The organism is Lentzea sp. NPDC102401 (genome assembly GCF_044765805.1).
Classification (GTDB): domain Bacteria; phylum Actinomycetota; class Actinomycetes; order Mycobacteriales; family Pseudonocardiaceae; genus Lentzea; species Lentzea sokolovensis.
In genome coordinates, this window is sequence record NZ_JBIWKS010000013.1 from 181,013 (window position 1) to 200,687 (window position 19,675).

Below are 19,675 nucleotides of genomic sequence, written 5' to 3' on the forward strand. Positions count from 1 at the left end.
CAGCAACTCAGAGACCCTGCATGATCTCGCGCATCAGGTCAGCCGTCTCGGACGGCGTCTTGCCGACCTTGACGCCGGCGGCCTCGAGGGCCTCCTTCTTCGCCTGCGCGGTGCCCGCCGAGCCCGAGACGATGGCGCCGGCGTGGCCCATGGTCTTGCCCTCGGGAGCGGTGAAGCCCGCGACGTAGCCGACGACCGGCTTGGTCACGTTCTCCTTGATGTACGCCGCGGCGCGCTCCTCGGCGTCGCCACCGATCTCACCGATCATCACGATCGCGGTGGTCTCGGGGTCCGCCTCGAACGCCTCGAGGGCGTCGATGTGCGTGGTGCCGATGATCGGGTCGCCACCGATGCCGATCGCGGTGGAGAAACCGAAGTCCCGCAGCTCGTGCATCATCTGGTAGGTCAGCGTGCCCGACTTCGACACCAGGCCGATCTTGCCGCTGCCCGCGATGTTCGCGGGGATGATGCCGGCGTTCGACTTGCCGGGGCTGATGATGCCGGGGCAGTTCGGGCCGATGATGCGGGTCTTGTGGCCCGTCGCGACGGCGTGCGCCCAGAAGTAGGCGGTGTCGTGCACCGGGATGCCCTCGGTGATGACGACGGCCAGCTCGATCTCGGCGTCGATCGCCTCGACCACGGCGGCCTTCGAGAAGGCCGGCGGGACGAAGATCACGGTCACGTTCGCGCCGGTGGCCTCCATGGCCTCCTTGACGGTGCCGAAGACCGGGAGGACGGTGCCGTCGAAGTCGACCTTCTCGCCCGCCTTGCGCGGGTTCACGCCACCGACGATGTTCGTGCCGGACGCGAGCATGCGCTTGGTGTGCTTGGTGCCCTCGGCACCGGTCATGCCCTGGACGATGACCTTGCTGGTCTCGTTGAGGAAGATAGCCATCTTGGTCAGACCCCCGCAGCCGCGAGCTCGGCGGCCTTGGCGGCCGCGTTGTCCATCGTGTCGACAACGGTTACCAGCGGGTGGTTGGCCTCGGCGAGAATCGCGCGGCCCTCCTCCACGTTGTTGCCGTCCAGGCGGACGACGAGCGGCTTGGTGGCCGAGTCGCCGAGGATCTCCAGCGCCTTCACGATGCCGTTGGCGACGGCGTCGCACGCGGTGATGCCACCGAAGACGTTCACGAACACGGAGCGGACGGCCTCGTCGCCGAGGATGACGTCCAGGCCGTTGGCCATGACCTCGGCGGACGCGCCGCCACCGATGTCGAGGAAGTTCGCGGGCTTCACGCCGTACTGCTCACCGGCGTACGCGACGACGTCCAGCGTCGACATGACCAGACCGGCACCGTTTCCGATGATGCCGACCTCGCCGTCGAGCTTGACGTAGTTGAGGCCCTTCTCCTTGGCCTTCGCCTCGAGGGGGTTCTCAGCCTGCTTGTCGACCAGCTCGGCGTGCGCCGGGTGGCGGAAGCCGGCGTTCTCGTCGAGCGTGACCTTGCCGTCGAGCGCGACGATCTTGCCCTGCGGGTCGCGGACCAGCGGGTTGACCTCGACGAGCGTGGCGTCCTCGGAGACGAAGGTCTCCCAGAGCTTCACGATGGTGTCGACGACCTGGTCCTTGACCTCGGCCGGGAAGTTCGCCGCGTCGGCGATCTCCGTGGCCTTGGCCACGTCGACGCCCTTGATGGCGTCGATGGCGATCTTCGCGAGGGCCTCGGGCTTGGTCGCGGCGACCTCCTCGATGTCCATGCCGCCCTCAACACTCGCCATGGCGAGGAAGGTGCGGTTGGCACGGTCGAGCAGGAAGGAGAAGTAGTACTCCTCCGCGATGTCGGAGGCGGGCGTCACCAGAACGCGGTGAACGATGTGCCCCTTGATGTCGAGGCCGAGAATGGCGGTCGCCTTCTCCTCGGTCTCCTCGGGGGTGGAAGCGAGCTTCACACCACCGGCCTTGCCGCGGCCGCCGGTCTTGACCTGGGCCTTGACGACAACGGCCTGGCCGAACTTCGCGGCGATGGCCTTGGCGTCAGCTGGGTTGGTTGCCACATCGCCCGGCAGAACCGGGACGCCGTGGGCGGCGAAGAGATCCTTCGCCTGGTACTCGTACAGGTCCACTCGGGTCTCCTGCGACGTCGGTGTCGGAACACCGCGCCTGGGTGGTCCTCAAGGGGCCGTGCGAACCCACTTGACGCGGCTGGGCCCAGACACTATCGAGCTGCAGGTACCGCTCGCACGCCACCACCGGTGAGGTCGGTCTCAACGGCGGTGAGGTCGATCACGCGTGCGCGCGCGTTATGAGGAAAAAGCAGGCGCTCGAGACGTTCGTGAGTCTTTTGCGACACGTTTCAGCGGGTCGCGCGAGTCCCCATCAACCCGGCCGCGATCAGCAGCGCCGCGATCGACGCCAGCGCCAGCCACGTGCCGGGCGCCGCCACCGCGCCCTCGACGCGGCCGCCGGTCAGCGGCAGTTCGAGCGCCCGCACGCCGAGCAGCAGCGCGATGCCCACGAGCGTGGCCGCGCCACGAGCGGGCTTCGACCGGAGCGCGAGCACGAGGCTCATGATCAGCACGATGAGGGAGATCAGCAGGACCGCGGAGACCGTCGGGTCGTTGTCCGGGACCAGGGTCGGTGACGTGTACCTGTCGCCACGCAGGGTCGGCAGCGCGAAGGCGCCTGCCGCGAAGAGCCCGGCGAGCAGCACGGCGCCCAGCTCGGTCACCGGCACCTGCTCCTTCTTGGTCTCGCCCGCGTTCTCCCGCTCGATCGCGCCCGCGAGGCCCGCGCAGGCCAGTGCCAGCAGGCCGAGCGGGATCTCGACGGTCATCAGCCAGAAGCCCGCGCCGGGCTGCGCGACGCCCAGCTGGCTCGCCGCCAGCACGGGTTCGGTCGCGCCCGCCGCGGCGAACTGCATGGCGAAGTAACCGCCCACCAGTGCCGGGCGCACCACGGCGGCCGTGGACGGCAGCACCAGGAGAAGTCCCAGCCCGGCGAACGCGAGTCCGGCCACCCAGAGCAGGTTCACGGACGCCAGGTCGGGTGCGACACCGCCCGTGGGGAGGACGAGCTGCGGAAGCAACGCGCCGATGAGCATCGCGGCGGCCGAGAGGACGGCGAAGACACCTGCGGCCAGGTGCATGCGCTGAAGAGAGGGCAGTGCCGGGTCGCGCGTCTCGTCGCGCTTGCCGCGCAACAGTCGCGCCGTCCGGCCGTAAAGGGGCGTGATGGGCAGCACGAGAGCGGCGACCAGCGCGATCATCGACCCCACGCTGATGCTCAGCCCGGCCGCGACGGTGCCCGCCACCAGCGGCGGCAGCACGACGGCCAGCAACGCGAGCGTCACACCGATCGTCCCGCCCTGGCGGGTGTCCGGGTCGGGCGAGCTGGCCGCGAGCGCGGTGGCGAGCGGCGCGGCCAGTGCGATCAGCAGACCGCCGGTCAGGCCGAGCACCGGCAGGTCCCACGGCCCGCGGTCCAGCTGGAACGGGTCCGTCGAGATGAACGGCTTGCCCAGCAACCCGATCGCGGCCCACGCGGCGATGATCACCGGCATGGCCACCAGGGTCGGGGGCTCCGACTCGTCCGCGGGCATGCCGGCGCGACCGGCCGCGAGGGCGCCGCCCGCGATCACCAGCAGGTGCCCGGCGATCAGCAGCCAGACCCCCGCCGACGGGACGACCGCGACGAGGGTCGTCGGCCGGAACAGCTCCGGCCGCGCCACCTTCATCGCGTCGAGAACGATCTGGAAGTCGCTCAGCAGGCGTCCGACCGCGAAGACACCGACCGCGGCGATCAGTCCGGCCGCCACGAACGGGCGGCCGCGCATCAGCAGGACACCCGCGACGACCGGCGGCAACAGCGCCAGCAGGGCGAGCAGCGGCCACGACGTGAAGGCGGGATCCGCGCCGTCGACCACGCCGAGCAGCGGACCGGCCGCCAGTAGAAGGGAGCCTGCCGCGGCGAGTGCCCACGACGTGCGCAGCCTCGCGGCCGCCGGGGTCTGGTTCTCGAGCTCGGTGCGAGTCATCGCGGGCGAACCTAGCAAGACCGATGTGTGACCGCGTGTGGCCTCCTGGGCGTATCAAGACGAATTTCGTTCGCATGTGGAAAACGTCCGCCGGGTACTCCTAGCCCGTGACTTCATCACTTACCGTCGCTCATGTGAGCGAGAGCGGCCGGTCGTGGATCACGCGTCTGACGGACGCGGCCCTCGACCGTGCCGGCTGGGGCGTGCACACGGTTCGTGATGTCGCGGAAGAGGTGAAGGTCGCGCTGCGGGCGATGGCCACGCCGGGCGGAGTGCGCGGGGTCGCGATGGAAGCGGCCTGGCTGACCGCCCACGCGGTGCTCTACCCGTGGGGCGCGATCACCGAACAGCTGCGCACAGACGGCCAGTACCGGCACTACCGCACCGACGGCCTGCCCCCGCGCCAGCGCGGGCTGATGGTTTCGGCGATGGACGCGGCGGGCACCCCGATCGTGTTGGTGCATGGCATCGGGGACAACCGTTCCGCCTTCGCGGTGCTGTCGGGGGCGCTGCGAAGGCGGGGCTTCGGGGTGGTTCACGCCATCAACTACAGCGTGCTGACCGCGTTGACCGGAGACGTCCGCCGTTCGGCCGCGTTGCTCGGCGCCCACATCGAGCGGATCTGTGAACAGACCGGATCCGATCAGGTGCACGTCGTCGGCCATTCGCTGGGCGGGCTCATTGCTCGGTACTACGTGCAACGGCTGCACGGCGACGCACGCGTTCGCACACTCGTAACACTGGGAACGCCGCACAGCGGCACGCTCGCCGCCTATCTGCTGCCGACTCCGCTGACCAAGCAACTGCGACCGGGCTCCGAGTTGCTCGAGGAGCTCGCCGAACCGTGCCGGCCGTGCCGCACGCGCTTCGTCGTGGTCTGGTCGGAGATGGATCAGATCATCGTGCCTCAGCGCAACGCCCGACTGGAGCACTCGTCGTTGCACGTCGAAGAGCACCAGATACGTGATTCAGGTCACCTTTCTTTGCCGGTTGACACGAGGACTCTTCACGTAGTTGTGACGGCCATCACCCGATCGGATGACTTGTCAACTCACCCCATCGCCGCTGGCGGTGAGGCGTGTCGAGCGCCCGGCATGACCGACAGTCACAGTTGACAGTTGAAACCCGCTGGTCGCCGCCCATTGGGAGGACATAACGAACTGGGGTTTGCCCTCTGAGGCTCCCAGCCGTTACCTTCCCCCGGTCCGTTGTCACGGTCTGATCACAGAAGGACACCGAGTCAGAACCCCGAATCCTGACTCACCGGGAATCCCCCGCCCGGCAGTCCACCCGATCAGGCTCCCCGAAGGCGGAAGGGCAAGCTTTGAGTCACCACCGCTCCCCCGGCGGCCATGAACGCAGTGCTGCGCTTGAAGAGGCAGTCGACCGCGCCAACGTGCGCACGGTCAGCTCTCACCGGCTCCCCCCGCCACCGTCGGCGCTTCGCGGACGCATCGTCGTCGCCGCCGTCGCAGTAGGCGCGTTCGCCGCAGCAGGCGCAGGCCAGATCGGCCAGGCCGCAGCGGACGACAGCAGTGACGTCCAGCTCGCGAACCACTCCGGCGGCGCCGCCACCTTCGACGGCGTGGGAGGCGACACCGCCCCCGCCCCGCAGATCCTCGCGGTCTCCAAGACCACGGCAGAGGGTTCCGCCGAGGCCGCCAAGCTCCTGCGCAGCCAGCAGCTCACGACCGAGCGCGAGGCCGTCGAGGCCGAGAAGAAGCGCCCGAAGTTCGTCCGCCCCGCCGCCGGTGACTTCACCTCCGGCTACGGCGGCCGCTGGGGCACCATGCACCTCGGCATCGACATCGCCGGCCCCATCGGCACCCCGATCCTCGCCGCCTCCGACGGCAAGGTCATCGAGGCGGGTCCCGCCTCCGGCTTCGGTCTCTGGGTCCGCGTGGAGCACGCCGACGGCACCATCACCGTCTACGGCCACGTCGACACGTTCAACGTCCGCGAGGGCCAGGTCGTCAAGGCAGGCGAGCAGATCGCCCGCATGGGCAACCGCGGCTTCTCCACCGGCCCCCACCTGCACTTCGAGGTCTGGAACCCCGGTGGCCAGAAGATCAACCCGCTGACCTGGCTGAACGCCCGCGGTGTGACGGTCTGATTCACCGGACCTCCGGGTTCGTCGGTTCGCGGGGCTTCCGGCCTCTGGTTCGGGACTTGTTGAACTACGGCTCAGTAGCTTTCTGACGGGATTTCGCTCCTGACCCACCTCGTGGTGTGGGTCAGGGTGTTTGAGAAGCCTCAGAGGGCACTTGTGGCCCAGGAGCCTCCAGCGTCGCTCTAGTTGCGCTCCAGCTTCGCCCTCCCGCTGCGCGCTCCGGCTGTGCTCTGGCGGGGCCTACCGGGCGAGACCGGGCCGGCGAGCCTGGGACCGAGCTACCTCAGGCCGGACGAAACAGGTCGCCGCTACGCGCCAGACCGAGCACATGTGCCTGCGCCAGCGTGGGCCGCATGCCTTGCAGGACCCGCTCTCCGTTGGTTCGTGGAGGCTGAGCAGGGTGCGCCACGCTTCGACCAGATTGGTCGTTTCCGGGGATTCCAGCTGGCTGAGGATTGCGAACACACGTTCGTGCAGAGCGCCGGCCAGTACGTGATCCATCTCGAGCTCTCCCGCTGGGGTTGTGGCCTCATGCGGTCGATGATGCTCCGGGGGTCTGACAATTTTTGGACGCGGTGGGGATGACCTGCGTCGATCTTCTGGCTGGCCGCTGCTCCGCGGCACACACCGGGGCTGCGCCGAAGAAGGGCGCGCCCGTGCCGGACTCGCAGTCCCTAGGAGACAGTCCTGAGAAGACAGTGCGGCCGGACCGCTCTCCCGTTCGGTCCGGCCGCACCTCGCCGCGAAGTTTGGCCCCCGCCGTCCCTTCGCTCCCCTTTGTCTGCAGGCTGCTCGTTGTGCCGTGGACCGCCCCGAACGTTCCCTGGCTGTGCTGCTTGCGACACCCACATAGACGCACGTTCCGGCGGTCCGTTGCGCTGGTTTTCAGGATTTTTGGGGGATTTCTTCGGGGGTGGGGAAAGTGCTGGTCACGGGGGTGGGGGTGGGTCGGTTTGGGTGGGGATGTGGCTTGTGTCGTGCACCCGGATGGTGGGTCGTTGGCGTTCCGTAAGTGGGTGGGGTGGGGCCGCCTTCGGCGTTGTCGCGCCGGTCTTCGGGGTCGTCCCCCGGTTGCGTTGGCGGGTGCCTGTTTCGTGTTCGTAGGTGGTTGGGGTGCGAGGGGATGTGGCGGCTGATTCTTGAGGCGCTGCCCCCGACCCCGCCAATCTGATCAAAAACCGGGGTCTACGCCGTACGCGGGTTGATGGCACGCCTGTTGCTTTGGGCGGAGTTGCGCTGCGTAGGTGGGCGCGTTGGTGGGGGGGGGGGGGGGGGGGGGGGGGGGCCCCGCCCCCGCCCCCCCCCCCCCCCCCCCCCCCCCCCCCCCCCCCCCCCCCCCCCCCCCCCCCCCCCCCCCCCCCCCACCCAGACCGCACGGTGAGGACGGCTCGGCATCGCGGGCGATCGGGTGCTTGCCGTGATCGCGCGCTCTGATGCTTGCCTTGGCTTCGCGGGCGGGATGGACTGGGTGGCTTGTCAGAGTTTTGTCATTGGGACGCTGCCGATCAGCATCAGGCGGACTGTGCCCGAGGCGCCGAAGTCGATCGTCGCGGTGGCTCGCAGGCCCTCGCCGTCCACTGCCATCACTCGGCCCAGGCCGTACTTGTCGTGGGTTACTCGGTCGCCCACTTCCAGCTTCATCGCCGGGCCGTCCTTCCAGCCCGCCTTGCCAGGGGCTGGGCGGGAGAGGCCTCGGGAGGCTATGCCGCCTGAGGCTGAGCGGCCCCACGTCGTGGCTGCTGCTGGGCCTGAGCGTGACGGTTCTACTCGGCGCCAGTCCAGGAGGTCCTGCGGGATCTCGCCCAGGAAGCGGGAGGCCGGGTTTGCCGACGGCTGGCCCCAGGCTGATCTCACCAGGGCCCTGGAGAGGTAGAGGCGGCGTTGGGCTCTGGTGATTCCCACGTAGGCGAGGCGACGTTCCTCTGCCAGTTCGGCCGGGTCGCCCAGTGCCCGCATGTGCGGGAAGACGCCGTCTTCCCAGCCCGTGCTGAAGACGACCGGGTATTCGAGGCCCTTGGCCGTGTGGATGGTCATGAGGGTGACCACGCCGTCGGAGTCCGCGTCTGGGATCGAGTCGGCGTCTGCGACCAACGAGACGCGTTCCAGGAAGGCCGGGAGCGACGGGATCGGCTCCGCGCCTTCGGGGAGTTCCAGTTCGGTGAACTCGCGGGCGACGGTGATGAGTTCGTTGAGGTTCTCGATCCTCGTGTGGTCCTGCGGGTCCTCGCTGGCTTCCAGTTCGGTGCGGTAGCCGGACTTCTCCAGGACCGATTCGAGAATGTCGGCCACGTCGTCCTCGCGCGCGACCATCTCGCCGAGTTGGTCCATCATCTCGACGAAACCGGCGATCGCGTTGCGGGAGCGCGGGTTCAGCATCGGGACTCGGTCGTTCACGGCCTCGCGGAGGGCCGCGGCGAAGCTGATTCGTTCGCGTTCCGCGTAGGCGGAGACGCAGGCTTCCGCTCGTTCGCCGATGCCCCGTTTCGGGACGTTCAGGATTCGGCGGAGCGAGACCGTGTCTTCCGGGTTCGCCAGGGTTCGCAGGTAGGCGAGGGCGTCGCGGACCTCTCGGCGCTCGTAGAAGCGGACGCCGCCGACCACCCGGTACGGGAGGCCGAGGCGGATGAAGATCTCCTCGAAGACCCGCGACTGGTTGTTGGTGCGGTAGAAGACGGCGATCTCGGAGTTGTTGACCTCGCCGCCGTCGACCAGGCGGTCGATCTCGTTCGCCACGAAGGCCGCTTCGTCGTGTTCGTTGTCCGCGACGTAGCCGACGATCTTCTCGCCCTCGCCGAGGTCGGACCAGAGCGACTTGTCGCGGCGGTTCGGGTTGCGCGAGATCACCGCGTTGGCGGCCGTCAGGATGTTCTGCGTGGAGCGGTAGTTCTGCTCCAGCAGGATCGTGGTGGCGTCCGGGTAGTCGCGCTCGAACTCCACGATGTTGCGGATCGTGGCGCCGCGGAAGGCGTAGATGGACTGGTCCGCGTCGCCCACCACGCAGAGTTCCGCCGGGGGGATCTCGCCGCCTGCCTTGCCGACGAGCTCGCGCACCAGGGTGTACTGCGCGTGGTTCGTGTCCTGGTACTCGTCGACCAGGACGTGGCGGAAGCGGCGGCGGTAGTGCTCCGCCACGTCCGGGAAGCGCTGGAGCAGTTCGACGGTCCTCATGATGAGGTCGTCGAAGTCGAGCGAGTTCGACTCGCCCAGGCGGCGCTGGTAGACGGTGTAGACCTCGGCCACCCGGCGTTCCAGGTCGTTCGTGGCCTGGGCGGTGGCCGTCTCCGGGTCGATGAGCTCGTTCTTGAGGTTCGAGATGTGCACGGCGAGGGTGCGGGCCGCGTACTTCTTCGGATCCAGGTCGAGGTCTCTGGCCACGAGCGTGACGAGGCGGCGCGTGTCGTCGCTGTCGTAGATCGAGAAGTTCGACGACATGCCGAGCGTCTTCGCGTCGCGGCGCATCACGCGGACGCACATCGAGTGGAACGTCGACACCCACATCGAACGGGCGCGCGCGCCCACCATGTCGGCGACGCGCTCCTTCATCTCGGCGGCGGCCTTGTTCGTGAACGTGATGGCCATGATCTGGCCGGGGTGCACGTCACGTTCCGCGAGCAGGTACGCGATCCGCCTGGTGAGGACGCGCGTCTTGCCGGAGCCGGCGCCCGCCACCACGAGCAGCGGTGAACCGGCGTGCTCGACGGCACGGCGCTGCGCGGGGTTCAGGTCGTCGAGCAGGTGGCCCGCGCGGGAAACGGGGGGACTTGAGGGCAAGTCGAACAAGGCGCTCATCGTCCATCCACGGTACCGGGCGGCACCGACAAATCCGGTACCGCCCGACCATGTGTTCGATGAGCAGGAGCTATCAGGTGCTCGTGTCGATCCTGAAGGGCTTCGCCGCGTGCACGGCCGCGTGGCCGTCTGCCTCGGCGTACAGGTCGATGGAGTCCTGCGTCCAGATGGCCTCGGCCCTGGTCTCGACCGTGAGCGTCGGCCACGCCTCCTCGTGCACGATCAGGTGATCCTGCGTGCACCTGAGACCTTCGGCGCCGATGCCCTCGTTGACGTCGCGGCACGTCCAGCCGTCGCCCTCGTAGGCCGTGACCTCGAGGCGGTCGGTCGGGAACGAGATGAAGAGGTTCAGGCTCCGCTCGTCATGACCCACGACGTTCGTGATGTCGACGGCGAACTTCTGCCGGGGGACGAACCCACCCCTGGTGGTCCAGAAGTCCTCCTGGCCGAACCAGCCGGAGACCCTGGTGATCCTGATGGTGGCGAAGTCCGGCTCCGCTGCGGTCGCCGCCGGCGCGACCGACGAGGACAGCGCCAGAGCTGTCGCCATCCCGAGTGCGTACTTCATAGGAACCCCAGGTCTTGGTCTCAGCACGGCAAGACTCTATGTCCACACTTGCGACGTGGAGCTAGAGCAGAAGAAGGAATTCTTCAGGCGCTGGTTTCCCACCTGATGAGCCCTTCAACCGCACGGACTTGGCGGGTGCGGGAGGTTCTGTGTCACACTGAATCCATGCGCGCGACGTTCTTCGAGTTTTTCTACGGGACCCGGACTCCGGCTCCCGTGGTCGTCTAGCGCTGAAAAGCCACCACGAAGCCCCGGAGTCCTCGGACACCGGGGCTTCGTCGCTTCCGGGCCAGGACTCGAAGAGTCGAGAGGTCACCACGATGGACACCACCACCGAACCCGACATCAACGCGCTGCGCGAGGAGATCGACCACCTCGACGCGGAGATCCTCCGCCTCGTGCAACGGCGCGTCGAGGTATCCAAGATCATCGGCGCGGCCCGCATGGCGGCCGGCGGCACGAAGATCGTGCACAACCGCGAGATCGACGTCCTCAACCGGTACCGGCCGCTCGGCACCGAGGGCAAGGACCTCGCGATGATCCTGCTCAAGATGGGTCGCGGCCCGCTCGGCAGGTAGCAGCACCCCACGGGCCCGGCGTCACAGCACGCCGGGCCAAAAAGGCTTCAGGGCGGCGCGCACGCGTTCGAAGTCCGCGTCGGCCAGCTGCGAGTCGTCCGGCACGTAGGCCAAAGGGTCCTCGAGCAACGGCTCCGGCAGCCGCAGCAGGCCCTCCACCAGCGCGTGCAGGCACAGCGCGGAGTAGCCGCGCAGGTAGCCGCCCTCCTGGGTGAGCACGGCACGCGGTCCGAACGACGCCACCCGCCGGCCGATCTCGCGGTACCCGTTCGCCGTGAGGTTGTGGCGCCCGTTGGGGTCGAACGCCGACCCGTCGAACCCGGAGGCGCACACCAGCAGGTCCGGCCCGAAGTCGCGCAGCAGCGGGAAGGCGATCTCGTCGAGCGCGCGCAGGTACGTCGTGTCGCCCGCACCGAGCGAAAGTTCGATGTTCACGTTCCTGCCGTTGGCGCCCACTTCTGATGGCGCGCCGGTCTGCGGATGGTTCGTGCCCCACGATCCGTGCCGCATGTGCACCGAGATCGTCAGCACGTCCGTCCGGTCGTAGAACACCTCCTGCGTGCCGTTGCCGTGGTGCACGTCCCAGTCCAGGACGGCGACCCTCATTCCCTGGCGCCGCGCGGTTTCCGCCACCAGCGCCGCGTTGTTCACGAAGCAGTAGCCGTCCGCCATGTCCGGCTGCGCGTGGTGGCCCGGCGGCCGCACCAGCGCGTACGCCACTGGCGCACCGGACTCCAGCGCCGCCAACGCGGTCCCTGCCGCCGCGGACGCCGCACGCCACGTCTCCGGCCCGACGACCGTGTTCACTTCCAGGGCGACACGCTCCGATACGCGCAACGAGTCCAAGTACCCCGCCGTGTGCACGCGCAGAAGCTCGTCAACGGACGCGTGGCGCCCCTCGTGCCACTTCAGGTGCGGCGCCACCGGGCCGTGCGTCAGCGCGTGCCGGAACGTGCGCAGCCGCGCCGCGGTCTCCGGGTGCGGTTCGCCGACGTCCAGCCACGGCCAGGAGCCCGGCAGCTCCCACAGACCTTCGCCGGCGTCGTGCTCGAGGCAGTCGTCGTGCCAGAACATGTCCACCCGAATCGGATATCAGGGCGATCACGGATGGTCCACCGAAAAGTTCTGGGGGCACACTGGACACATGGGCCTCATCGCCGCACTGATCGCCATCGCCGGCCTGCTCGCCGCCTTGGCGCACGACGCTTACCTGGGCTTGCTCGGTTCGGCCGCGAACAAGAAGGGCCTCGCCGGAGCGCCCGTCTCGCAGTTCGTCCGCAGCCGCTGGAAGACCGCGATCATCACGACCGCCGGCGCGGTGATCGGCCTGCTGATCACCAACGGCGACTCGCTGGGCGCCGACGTCATCGGTTCGCTGATCGCGGGTGGCAGCGGTCTGGTCGCGCTCAACGGCGTCCAGAACACGCGCAAGCAGCTGAACAGCGGTCAAGCTCAACTCCCGCCGCGCTGACAAACTTCACACAAAAGAGTGTCACTCGTCCTGAACACCCCCTTTTGGTTGGTTCGGTACCTCCAGACGGCCCTACGCTGATTGGGTCGCAGAGGGGTGTCGGGATGGACGAACTGCCGGGCAAGCATCGTCTCGACGACGGGGTCGCGCTGCCACCGGAGAGGCAGCAGCGGCCCGTCGTCGGGGGCGACCGCATCCCGCTGCCGCGCGGCCGCCAGATCGATCCGCTGCAGGACACCGACGGCCTGCGCAAGTTCAACATCGGGCTGGTGCCCGCCTCGGTCACGCCGCCGCGCACCTGGAAGCGCGCGGCCTGGTTCGCCGTCGTCTCGTCGGTGCTCGTGCTGGTCGGTCTGAGTGTCGCCGCGGCCAAGCTGGTCGGCGGTGGCGGCACGACCGAGACGGTAGGGCTGCCCGGTTACCCGTCGGACGTGCCGCTCATCTCCCAGCTGCCCACTGGCGGCACGACCCCGTCCGCCACGGGCACCGCGCCGACGGCCGCGAAGACCGGGCGGGGCGCTCCCGTGCCGGGCACCGGCACCAGCGCGCCCGCCGCGAGCGGCCCGGCCTCCGCGTCCGCGCCGAACCCCAAGCCGTCCGGGACGCTCCCACCGGTCATCACGACCGTGCCGGTCACCCAGGCCCCGGTCGTCGACGGCGGCAAGATCGCCGAGCAGACCGAGACCTTCTACCGCGCGATGGCGACGAACGCGGACACGGCGCTCGCCATGACCACGGACACCGTGCGCTCGAACGCCGACGCGTTGCTGGAGGGCAGGCTCGCCGACATCTCGCTGATCGAGGTGAAGGAGATCGCGGTCGACCCGAGCAAGGGCCTCACCGTCAGCCTGCTGCAGGTGACGAAGAAGGACGGCTCGGTCAGCACCGAGAAGCGCGAGCTCAGTTTCACGCTCGGCGACCTGCCGCTGATCAACAGTGAACGGTTGAAGACCGGCGGCTGAAGTGGCTAAAGGTCACGCCCGGAGCTACCGAACGTAGTAGTTAGCACCTTTGAGCGAATCCTGAGCACCGCTGGCCGCCACGGACGAGTGAAGTCCACCAAGAAACTGGCGCCTTCAGGTGCGGCCACGGTACGTCTTCAGGTGAACACGGACAGTACGGAGGGCCAGAGCAGTGCAGCGTCCCGCGGCGACGACCGGACGGCGGCACGCCCGCGCCGGCGCGATCAGCGTGGCCGAGCTGATCAAGCAGCAGCCGGCCCCGATGCGCATCCTGTCGAACGAGGAAGCCGCCACCGACGCTCTCGTCACCTCTCTGCTCGGCCCCACCGAGAACATGACCGCGACGACCACCGTGATCCCGGTCGTGCCCGGTCGCCGCCGCCGCACGAGGTCGGGCACCCTCGCCAGAGCCGCCGGCCTGCTGACCGGTGCGATCGTGCTGGTCTCCTCGATCGCGGGCGCGGTGGTCCTCGCGAACAAGCGCCCAGCCAACAACGGCGTCCCGGTCACCGAACGGCCCGTCGCGCTGTCCGGGTCGAGCGCGCTGCGCCCGGACGTCCTGTCGGCCCAGCTACCGAACGAGCGCACGCCGGTGCAGACCACCGCCGTCCCGATGCCGCAGCCGTCCGCGCTCCTGCTGCAGACGGCCGACCCCGAACCGTCCACGCCCGAGGTCTCGGTCGGCCCTCAGCCGCAGGTCGACGTGGTGAAGCGGTTCTACGAACTGCTCACGACCAAGCCCGCCTCGGCGGCCAAGCTGCTCTCACCGGAACTGGTCGGCGCGAACCCCGCCGAGTTCGTCCGGTCCTGGGGCACCGTCAGGACGGTGAACGTCGACCAGACGTCGGTGCGGCCGGACGGATCGGTGCTCGCGGTCGTCTCGATGCAGGAGATCGACGGCAGCTGGCTGCGCATCGAGCAGCTCTTCTGGCTGACCAGCACGAGCCAGCCGCGCATCGTCGGCACCGAGGTCCTTTCGGCGCAACGCAGTTAGCCGCGAACTTAGGTCGCACCCAACCGGATCGCCGTTCGCAGTCGAACGGTGACCGCTCGTCGCGAAAACCCAGGTTTGATCGTGAAAATTCCCCCATAGGGGTTACATCTCGGGTCACGATTCGGTATCCATATCCCCGCCAGTGCGCGAACGCGAACTTGGAAGGGTGAACGAGCGGTGTCGATTGAGGACCATCGTCGGCGGCTGACAGGGTCGGCTGAGTCAACCGGACAGCTGTCCGTCGCCGAGCTGATCGCCCGCCGCGAGGCGGAAACCGTGGAGATCCCGGTGATCACCGCCGACATGCTCGCCGACGACATCGCCCCGGAGTCGTTCGAGCCGACCGTCAAGTTCAAGCCGGTCAAGGCTCCTGGCAGCAAGAAGAAGCAGCCCATGAAGGAGCTGCACATCACCGAGCTGCTGCGCCGGGAAGGCCTCGCCGACGACACCCACCGCGGTGGGTTCACCGTCGGCAAGCTGGCCGCGGCGGCCAGCGGTGGCGTGATCATCTGCGGTTCGGTGGCGTTCGCCGCCTCCTCGTGGCTGTCCTCGCCGGACGAGCGCCCGCTCGCCGAGGTGCGGTTCGACGAGCGCGCCCAGGCCCGTGGCGCCAGCTCCGGCACCGAAGGCGTCGTGAAGCTGCCGTCGAACAAGACGCAGCAGTCCGACGCCACCGAGACCCAGCAGGCCGACCCGACCACCACGAGCCCGACCAGGCGCGTCGAGCCGAACGTCCAGACCCAGCAGCAGCGTCCGACGCAGCAGACGCAGACCCAGCAGACGCAGCAGCCCACCTCCGAGACCTCGACGCCGACCACGCCGCCGTCGACGTCCACGGAGACCAGCCAGCCGAGCACGCCGCCGTCGAGCGAGACGCCTCCGCCGCCGCCGAGCTCCACCACGGCCGTCCCGCCGAGCAACAGCACGCCGCCGACCTCCCAGAACCCGCTGCCGCCGCCGTCCAACCCGGTCGACGTGAGTGTGGACCTCGGCATCCTCGACCCCGTGCTGAACACCGTGGGCGACGTCGTCGGCGGATTCGACTTCTTCGCCCCGGCGAACTGACGTACGACACGTAGCTTCAGCGGCCGCCCTCGACAGGTACCCTGTGCGGGCATTCCGGACGACCCGCTGACTACCGCACGAGGAGCACGAGCGTGGGATCTGCTGCCGCAGCCGCAGTCACGCCTTCGCGCACCCCTGAGGTGGGCTTGTGACGACGTCCGGCACCTCGGACGGCCGTCTGATCGCCGACCGCTACCGCTTCCTCGATCGCATCGGCTCCGGCGCGATGGGCATCGTCTGGCGCGCCCACGACGAACGCCTCGGCCGCGAGGTCGCCATCAAGCAGTTGCTGCTGGCGCCCGGCCTGGACGAGACCGAGCAGGACGAGGCCATCCAGCGCGCCATGCGCGAGGGCCGCATCGCCGCCAAGCTGCACCACCCGAACGCCATCGCCGTGTACGACGTCGTCGAGGAAGACGGCGTCCCGTGCCTGGTCATGGAGTACCTGCCGTCCTACAGCCTCGCGGACGCGCTGGCCGAGGGCGGGCCGATGGACCCGATCGAGGTCGCCAGCATCGGCTCCCAGTGCGCGGCGGCGCTGGCCGCGGCCCACGCGGCGGGGATCGTGCACCGCGACGTGAAGCCCGGCAACGTGCTGATCGCCGAGAACGGCGTCGTCAAGATCACCGACTTCGGCATCTCGCGCGCCTCCGACGACATCACGGTCACCAAGACCGGCCTGATCGCCGGCACGCCCGCGTACCTCGCGCCGGAGATCGCGCGGGGCCAGGACCCGACGCCGGCCTCCGACGTCTACTCGCTCGGCTCGACGCTGTTCGCCGCGATGGAGGGCGAGCCGCCCTACGGAGTGAGCGAGAACACTCTCGGTGTTCTGCACGCCGTCGCGGCCGGGCGGATCAACCCGCCGACCGTCGACCACCCGCTCTCCGACACGCTGCTGTACCTGCTGAACTTCGAACCGGACGACAGGCCGACCATGGCCCAGGCGCGCGAGGTGCTCAACGCCGTCGCGCACGGTCGTTCGCCGTCGTTCAGCGGCCTGGCGGTGACCGCCGGGCCCGACCCGACGACGATCGTGGAGCCCGATCGGACCCGTGTGGTCCGGCCGGTCGCCCGGACCGCGCCACCGCGCACCGCGCCGCCGATGGCGCCCGTAAGGGGCCAGGACAACAGGCCGCTGGTGATCGCCGCGGTGGTGCTGGCGTTGTTGCTGGTAATCGGTGGTTTGATGGTCGCGCTCGGGGTCTTCAACAAGGAACCGCAGACCCCCTCCGCGCCGCCGGCGAGCAGTTCGCAGACGGTGGAGCCGACGAGTTCGTTGCCCGAGGTGACGACAACCACGCCCGAGGCAACGACGACGCGCGAAACGACGTCTACAACGACGACGACTACAACTACGACCACCACGACGACTACAACGACAACGCCGCCGTCGAAGCCGTCTACGACGACTACAACGACGACGACGACAACAACGACGACCGCGCCATCACAGGCGGGCTAAGCGTCATTACGCCGTTGAAATCTCGTAAGGTGGGTACCCGCACCGATGGGTGATCTGAACCCGAAGGTGTGATCAGCCGTTGAACAGAGAGCAAGTGACCGCACAGCGGGGAGCAACTGTGACCGACGATGGCCGATTGGTCGCTGGTCGCTACCGATTGAGCCAGCGGATCGGCAGCGGCGCCATGGGCGTCGTTTGGACGGCACATGATGAACGCCTGCACCGCACAGTCGCGGTCAAGCAACTCCTCCTGCAGCCTGGACTAGCCGAAGCTGACACGGACGAGGCCAAGAGACGTGCCATGCGCGAGGGCCGTATCGCCGCGCGCCTGCAACACCCCCACGCCGTCGCTGTCTACGACGTCGCCGAGGACGACAGCCAGCCGTGGCTGATCATGGAGTACCTGCCGTCGAAGAGCCTGTCCGCGGTGCTCTCCGAACGCGGGACGCTCCCGCCGCGTGACGTGGCGTCGATCGGCATGCAGGTCGCGTCCGCACTGGCCGCCGCGCACAACGCCGGCATCGTGCACCGCGACATCAAGCCCGGCAACGTGCTGCTCGGCGACGACGGCACGGTCAAGATCACCGACTTCGGCATCTCCCGCGCGACCGGTGACGTCACGGTCACCGCGACGGGCATGCTCGCGGGCACCCCGGCCTACCTCGCGCCCGAGGTGGCCAAGGGCTACGACCCCGGCTCGCCGTCCGACGTGTTCTCGCTGGGTTCGACGCTGTACGCCGCGATCGAGGGCGAGCCGCCGTTCGGCCTGAGCGAGAACACCATCGCGCTGCTGCACAAGGTCGCGTCCGGCAAGGTCAACCCGCCGCGCAACGCCGGGCCGCTGACCGCGCTGCTGATGCGCCTGCTGCGGGCGGAGCCGGAAGACCGCCCGACCATGGCCGAGGCCCGCGACGCGCTCGCCGCCGTCGCGAACGGCCAGGCCGCCCCCGCCTTCACCCCCGCCGTGGTCGCGCCGACCCACCCGCCGTCGTGGCGCGGTGTGCCGGTGCAGCAGCAGCCGCAGCAGGCCGCCACGCGCGCCCTGACGCCGCCGCAGGGGCAGCAGCAGTCACCGCCGCCGCCCAACGCGACGCGGGTCGACATGCACACGCCGCCGCCGCGCACCGCGCAGCAGCCGCCGTCGAACCACCGCCCTGCCGCCGCGCCGCAGTACTCGCAGCGCCCGAGGCCGGCGGCGCAGTCGTCGGCGTCTTCGAAGAGCAAGAAGTCGACGATCTACACCGCGCTCGCCATCGTGGCGGCGGCGGTCGTGGGCATCATGTTCGCGAGCATGCTGTCGAACGGCGGCGACGGCGGTAACGACAACAACGCGGGCGCGAACACCTCGACGCAACAGACCCAGGGCAACGACCCGACCAAGCAGTCGACGCCGCCGAAGTCCGCGGGCAAGGCCGGCCAGTGGACGAGCTCGCCCCAGCCCGAAGACATGAAGGCGTTCCTCGAGGAGTACTTCGACACCGCTCCCAAGTCCCCTGAAGAGGCTTGGAAGCTGGGCAACGGCAACTTCCAGGGCAGCTTCCCCGGCGGCTACAGCGGTTTCCAGAGCTTCTGGTCGGGCGTCAAGGAAGCCAAGATCATCGAGGCCACCGAAAAAGAAGGCTTCTACTGGGAAGTCGACGTCGAGTACACGAAGAAGAGCGGCGGGACGACCACCGAACGCCGGGGCATCTCGTTCGAGTGGAAGAGCCCGAACTTCCTCATGCACAGCGACAAGTCGCTCGGCTCCTACTAATCGCGGCCCTGGTCAGGAGGCCCGTGCGGCCTTCTCCAGGGCTTCCGCGAGAGTGAGCACAGCGGGATTCCACGCGGCATCTTCGCGATAGACCACGTGAATGTGCCGGACCGGTTCGGGATTGCGCACCTTCCGCAGAACAACGCCGGGGTGCGCGTATCCCAGGCCGAGCCGGGGAATGATCGTGACGCCCAGTCCGGCCGCCACGAATCCCTGTGCGGTCGCGTAGTCGTCGCTTTCCACGGCCACCTGCGGCGAGAATCCGGCGCCCGCGCAGGCATTGCGCACGAGGTCCGCGCACGGGCCGGCGGCGCCGCAGTCCGCGTCGATCCACGGCTCGTCGGCCAGTTCCCCGAGATCGAGCACGCGCTTGCGGGCCAGGACGTGGCCTCGCGGGAGCACGGCGTAGAACGGGTCGGCGAGCAGGTGCCGCGCGACCATGCCCTCCGGCGCGGGTGCGTCGGGTTCGAGGACGGTGATCGCCACGTCCGCGCGGCCGGCCGCCAGTTCGACGAACGGGTCGGTCGGCTCGGTCAGCTTCAGATCGAGCTCCACGCCAGAGCGCTCGGCACGGAACGTCGCCACCGCGGGCGGCACGAGCGCCGCTCCGGCCGTGGCGAAGTAGCGGACGCGCAGGGTGCCGGCGCAGCCGTTGCGCAACGCCGTCAGGGCGCTCTCGGCCTCCGCCAGCTGCTCGGCGAGGCGGCCGGCGTGCTCGGTGAGCAGACGTCCGGCCGCGGTGGGGCGGACTCCCCTGCCGACGCGTTCCAGCAGCGGCAGTCCCGCCTGCTTCTCCAGGCCCGCGACCTGCTGCGAGATGGCGGACGGGGTGTAGCCGAGGTTGGTCGCGGCAGCGGTGATGGAACCCGTGCTCACGACGGCCCTGAGCACCTGCATTCGTCGCACGTCCAGCATGCCTCGACCTTACAGCTGCGCTTAAAGG

The 19,675-nt window shown here is 69.1% G+C and carries 16 protein-coding genes; 9 read left to right on the forward strand and 7 right to left on the reverse strand.

From position 1 onward, the window contains the following. Positions 1 to 7 precede the first annotated feature (7 nt). The 3 genes from sucD to ACIRG5_RS36905 all read right to left on the reverse strand — a co-directional run bounded on the left by sucD (position 8) and on the right by ACIRG5_RS36905 (position 3,977). On the reverse strand, positions 8 to 895 hold the full coding sequence (gene sucD / locus ACIRG5_RS36895; RefSeq protein ID WP_402913753.1) for a succinate--CoA ligase subunit alpha: 888 nt from the start codon (positions 893 to 895) through the stop codon (positions 8 to 10). A gap of 5 nt (positions 896 to 900) precedes the next feature. After that, positions 901 to 2,067 (reverse strand): ADP-forming succinate--CoA ligase subunit beta, encoded by a 1,167-nt coding sequence (sucC, locus tag ACIRG5_RS36900; protein WP_402913756.1) that lies wholly within the window; start codon positions 2,065 to 2,067, stop codon positions 901 to 903. Positions 2,068 to 2,297: 230 nt separating this feature from the next. Next, a complete protein-coding gene (locus tag ACIRG5_RS36905; RefSeq protein WP_402913759.1) occupies positions 2,298 to 3,977 on the reverse strand; it encodes a hypothetical protein in 1,680 nt (559 codons plus the stop codon). 233 nt (positions 3,978 to 4,210) lie between these two features. Here ACIRG5_RS36905 and ACIRG5_RS36910 point away from each other — a divergent pair, with 233 nt between their 5' ends. Both ACIRG5_RS36910 and ACIRG5_RS36915 read left to right on the forward strand, forming a co-directional pair. Further along, positions 4,211 to 5,092 (forward strand): esterase/lipase family protein, encoded by an 882-nt coding sequence (locus tag ACIRG5_RS36910; RefSeq protein WP_402913762.1) that lies wholly within the window; start codon positions 4,211 to 4,213, stop codon positions 5,090 to 5,092. Between the two features lie 281 nt (positions 5,093 to 5,373). After that, positions 5,374 to 6,090: a M23 family metallopeptidase gene (locus tag ACIRG5_RS36915; protein WP_402913764.1), complete on the forward strand. Its 717-nt coding sequence runs from the start codon at positions 5,374 to 5,376 to the stop codon at positions 6,088 to 6,090. A 1,473-nt stretch (positions 6,091 to 7,563) separates the two neighbouring features. On the opposite strand, the gene pcrA is transcribed toward ACIRG5_RS36915, so the two are convergent. Both pcrA and ACIRG5_RS36925 read right to left on the reverse strand, forming a co-directional pair. After that, positions 7,564 to 9,876 carry a DNA helicase PcrA gene (gene pcrA / locus ACIRG5_RS36920; protein ID WP_402913767.1) on the reverse strand — a complete coding sequence of 771 codons (2,313 nt, stop codon included), beginning with the start codon at positions 9,874 to 9,876 and terminating at the stop codon, positions 7,564 to 7,566. A 73-nt stretch (positions 9,877 to 9,949) separates the two neighbouring features. Next, positions 9,950 to 10,444, reverse strand: coding sequence for a hypothetical protein (locus tag ACIRG5_RS36925; RefSeq protein ID WP_402913769.1), 495 nt, complete (start codon positions 10,442 to 10,444; stop codon positions 9,950 to 9,952). 230 nt (positions 10,445 to 10,674) lie between these two features. On the opposite strand from ACIRG5_RS36925, the gene ACIRG5_RS36930 reads away from it, so the two are divergent. Next, positions 10,675 to 11,022, forward strand: a complete 348-nt coding sequence (locus ACIRG5_RS36930; protein ID WP_281251318.1) for a chorismate mutase — start codon at positions 10,675 to 10,677, stop codon at positions 11,020 to 11,022. Positions 11,023 to 11,043: 21 nt separating this feature from the next. Here the strand turns inward: ACIRG5_RS36930 and ACIRG5_RS36935 are convergent, their stop codons facing one another. Further along, positions 11,044 to 12,096, reverse strand: a complete 1,053-nt coding sequence (locus ACIRG5_RS36935) for a histone deacetylase (protein ID WP_402913985.1) — start codon at positions 12,094 to 12,096, stop codon at positions 11,044 to 11,046. A 70-nt stretch (positions 12,097 to 12,166) separates the two neighbouring features. Here ACIRG5_RS36935 and ACIRG5_RS36940 point away from each other — a divergent pair, with 70 nt between their 5' ends. The 6 genes from ACIRG5_RS36940 (at position 12,167) to ACIRG5_RS36965 (ending at position 18,732) form a co-directional block, all read left to right on the forward strand. Next, positions 12,167 to 12,493 (forward strand): hypothetical protein, encoded by a 327-nt coding sequence (locus tag ACIRG5_RS36940; RefSeq protein ID WP_319974988.1) that lies wholly within the window; start codon positions 12,167 to 12,169, stop codon positions 12,491 to 12,493. Positions 12,494 to 12,597: 104 nt separating this feature from the next. After that, positions 12,598 to 13,455 carry a hypothetical protein gene (locus tag ACIRG5_RS36945; protein WP_402913772.1) on the forward strand — a complete coding sequence of 286 codons (858 nt, stop codon included), beginning with the start codon at positions 12,598 to 12,600 and terminating at the stop codon, positions 13,453 to 13,455. A gap of 172 nt (positions 13,456 to 13,627) precedes the next feature. After that, complete coding sequence (locus ACIRG5_RS36950) at positions 13,628 to 14,449, forward strand: hypothetical protein (protein ID WP_402913775.1); 822 nt, start codon at positions 13,628 to 13,630, stop codon at positions 14,447 to 14,449. A 177-nt stretch (positions 14,450 to 14,626) separates the two neighbouring features. Then, entirely contained in the window at positions 14,627 to 15,514 is an 888-nt protein-coding gene (locus ACIRG5_RS36955) for a hypothetical protein (RefSeq protein ID WP_402913777.1), read from the forward strand. Positions 15,515 to 15,662: 148 nt separating this feature from the next. After that, the gene (locus ACIRG5_RS36960; protein WP_402913780.1) at positions 15,663 to 16,979 is read left to right on the forward strand and encodes a serine/threonine-protein kinase; all 1,317 of its coding nucleotides are present in this window, start codon (positions 15,663 to 15,665) and stop codon (positions 16,977 to 16,979) included. Positions 16,980 to 17,097: 118 nt separating this feature from the next. Beyond that, entirely contained in the window at positions 17,098 to 18,732 is a 1,635-nt protein-coding gene (locus ACIRG5_RS36965) for a serine/threonine-protein kinase (RefSeq protein WP_402913782.1), read from the forward strand. A 12-nt stretch (positions 18,733 to 18,744) separates the two neighbouring features. Here ACIRG5_RS36965 and ACIRG5_RS36970 read toward each other — a convergent pair whose 3' ends face one another. Further along, complete coding sequence (locus ACIRG5_RS36970) at positions 18,745 to 19,647, reverse strand: LysR family transcriptional regulator (RefSeq protein ID WP_319974982.1); 903 nt, start codon at positions 19,645 to 19,647, stop codon at positions 18,745 to 18,747. Positions 19,648 to 19,675: the final 28 nt, after the last annotated feature.

What these genes read in the sequence shown, in the direction of transcription:
- ACIRG5_RS36970 (WP_319974982.1), bottom strand. Translation starts at nt 19,647, where the DNA reads ATGCTGGACGTGCGACGAATGCAGGTGCTCAGGGCCGTCGTGAGCACG.
- pcrA (WP_402913767.1), bottom strand. Translation starts at nt 9,876, where the DNA reads ATGAGCGCCTTGTTCGACTTGCCCTCAAGTCCCCCCGTTTCCCGCGCG.
- ACIRG5_RS36905 (WP_402913759.1), bottom strand. Translation starts at nt 3,977, where the DNA reads ATGACTCGCACCGAGCTCGAGAACCAGACCCCGGCGGCCGCGAGGCTG.
- sucD (WP_402913753.1), bottom strand. Translation starts at nt 895, where the DNA reads ATGGCTATCTTCCTCAACGAGACCAGCAAGGTCATCGTCCAGGGCATG.
- ACIRG5_RS36945 (WP_402913772.1), top strand. Translation starts at nt 12,598, where the DNA reads ATGGACGAACTGCCGGGCAAGCATCGTCTCGACGACGGGGTCGCGCTG.
- ACIRG5_RS36940 (WP_319974988.1), top strand. Translation starts at nt 12,167, where the DNA reads ATGGGCCTCATCGCCGCACTGATCGCCATCGCCGGCCTGCTCGCCGCC.
- ACIRG5_RS36935 (WP_402913985.1), bottom strand. Translation starts at nt 12,096, where the DNA reads ATGTTCTGGCACGACGACTGCCTCGAGCACGACGCCGGCGAAGGTCTG.
- ACIRG5_RS36925 (WP_402913769.1), bottom strand. Translation starts at nt 10,444, where the DNA reads ATGAAGTACGCACTCGGGATGGCGACAGCTCTGGCGCTGTCCTCGTCG.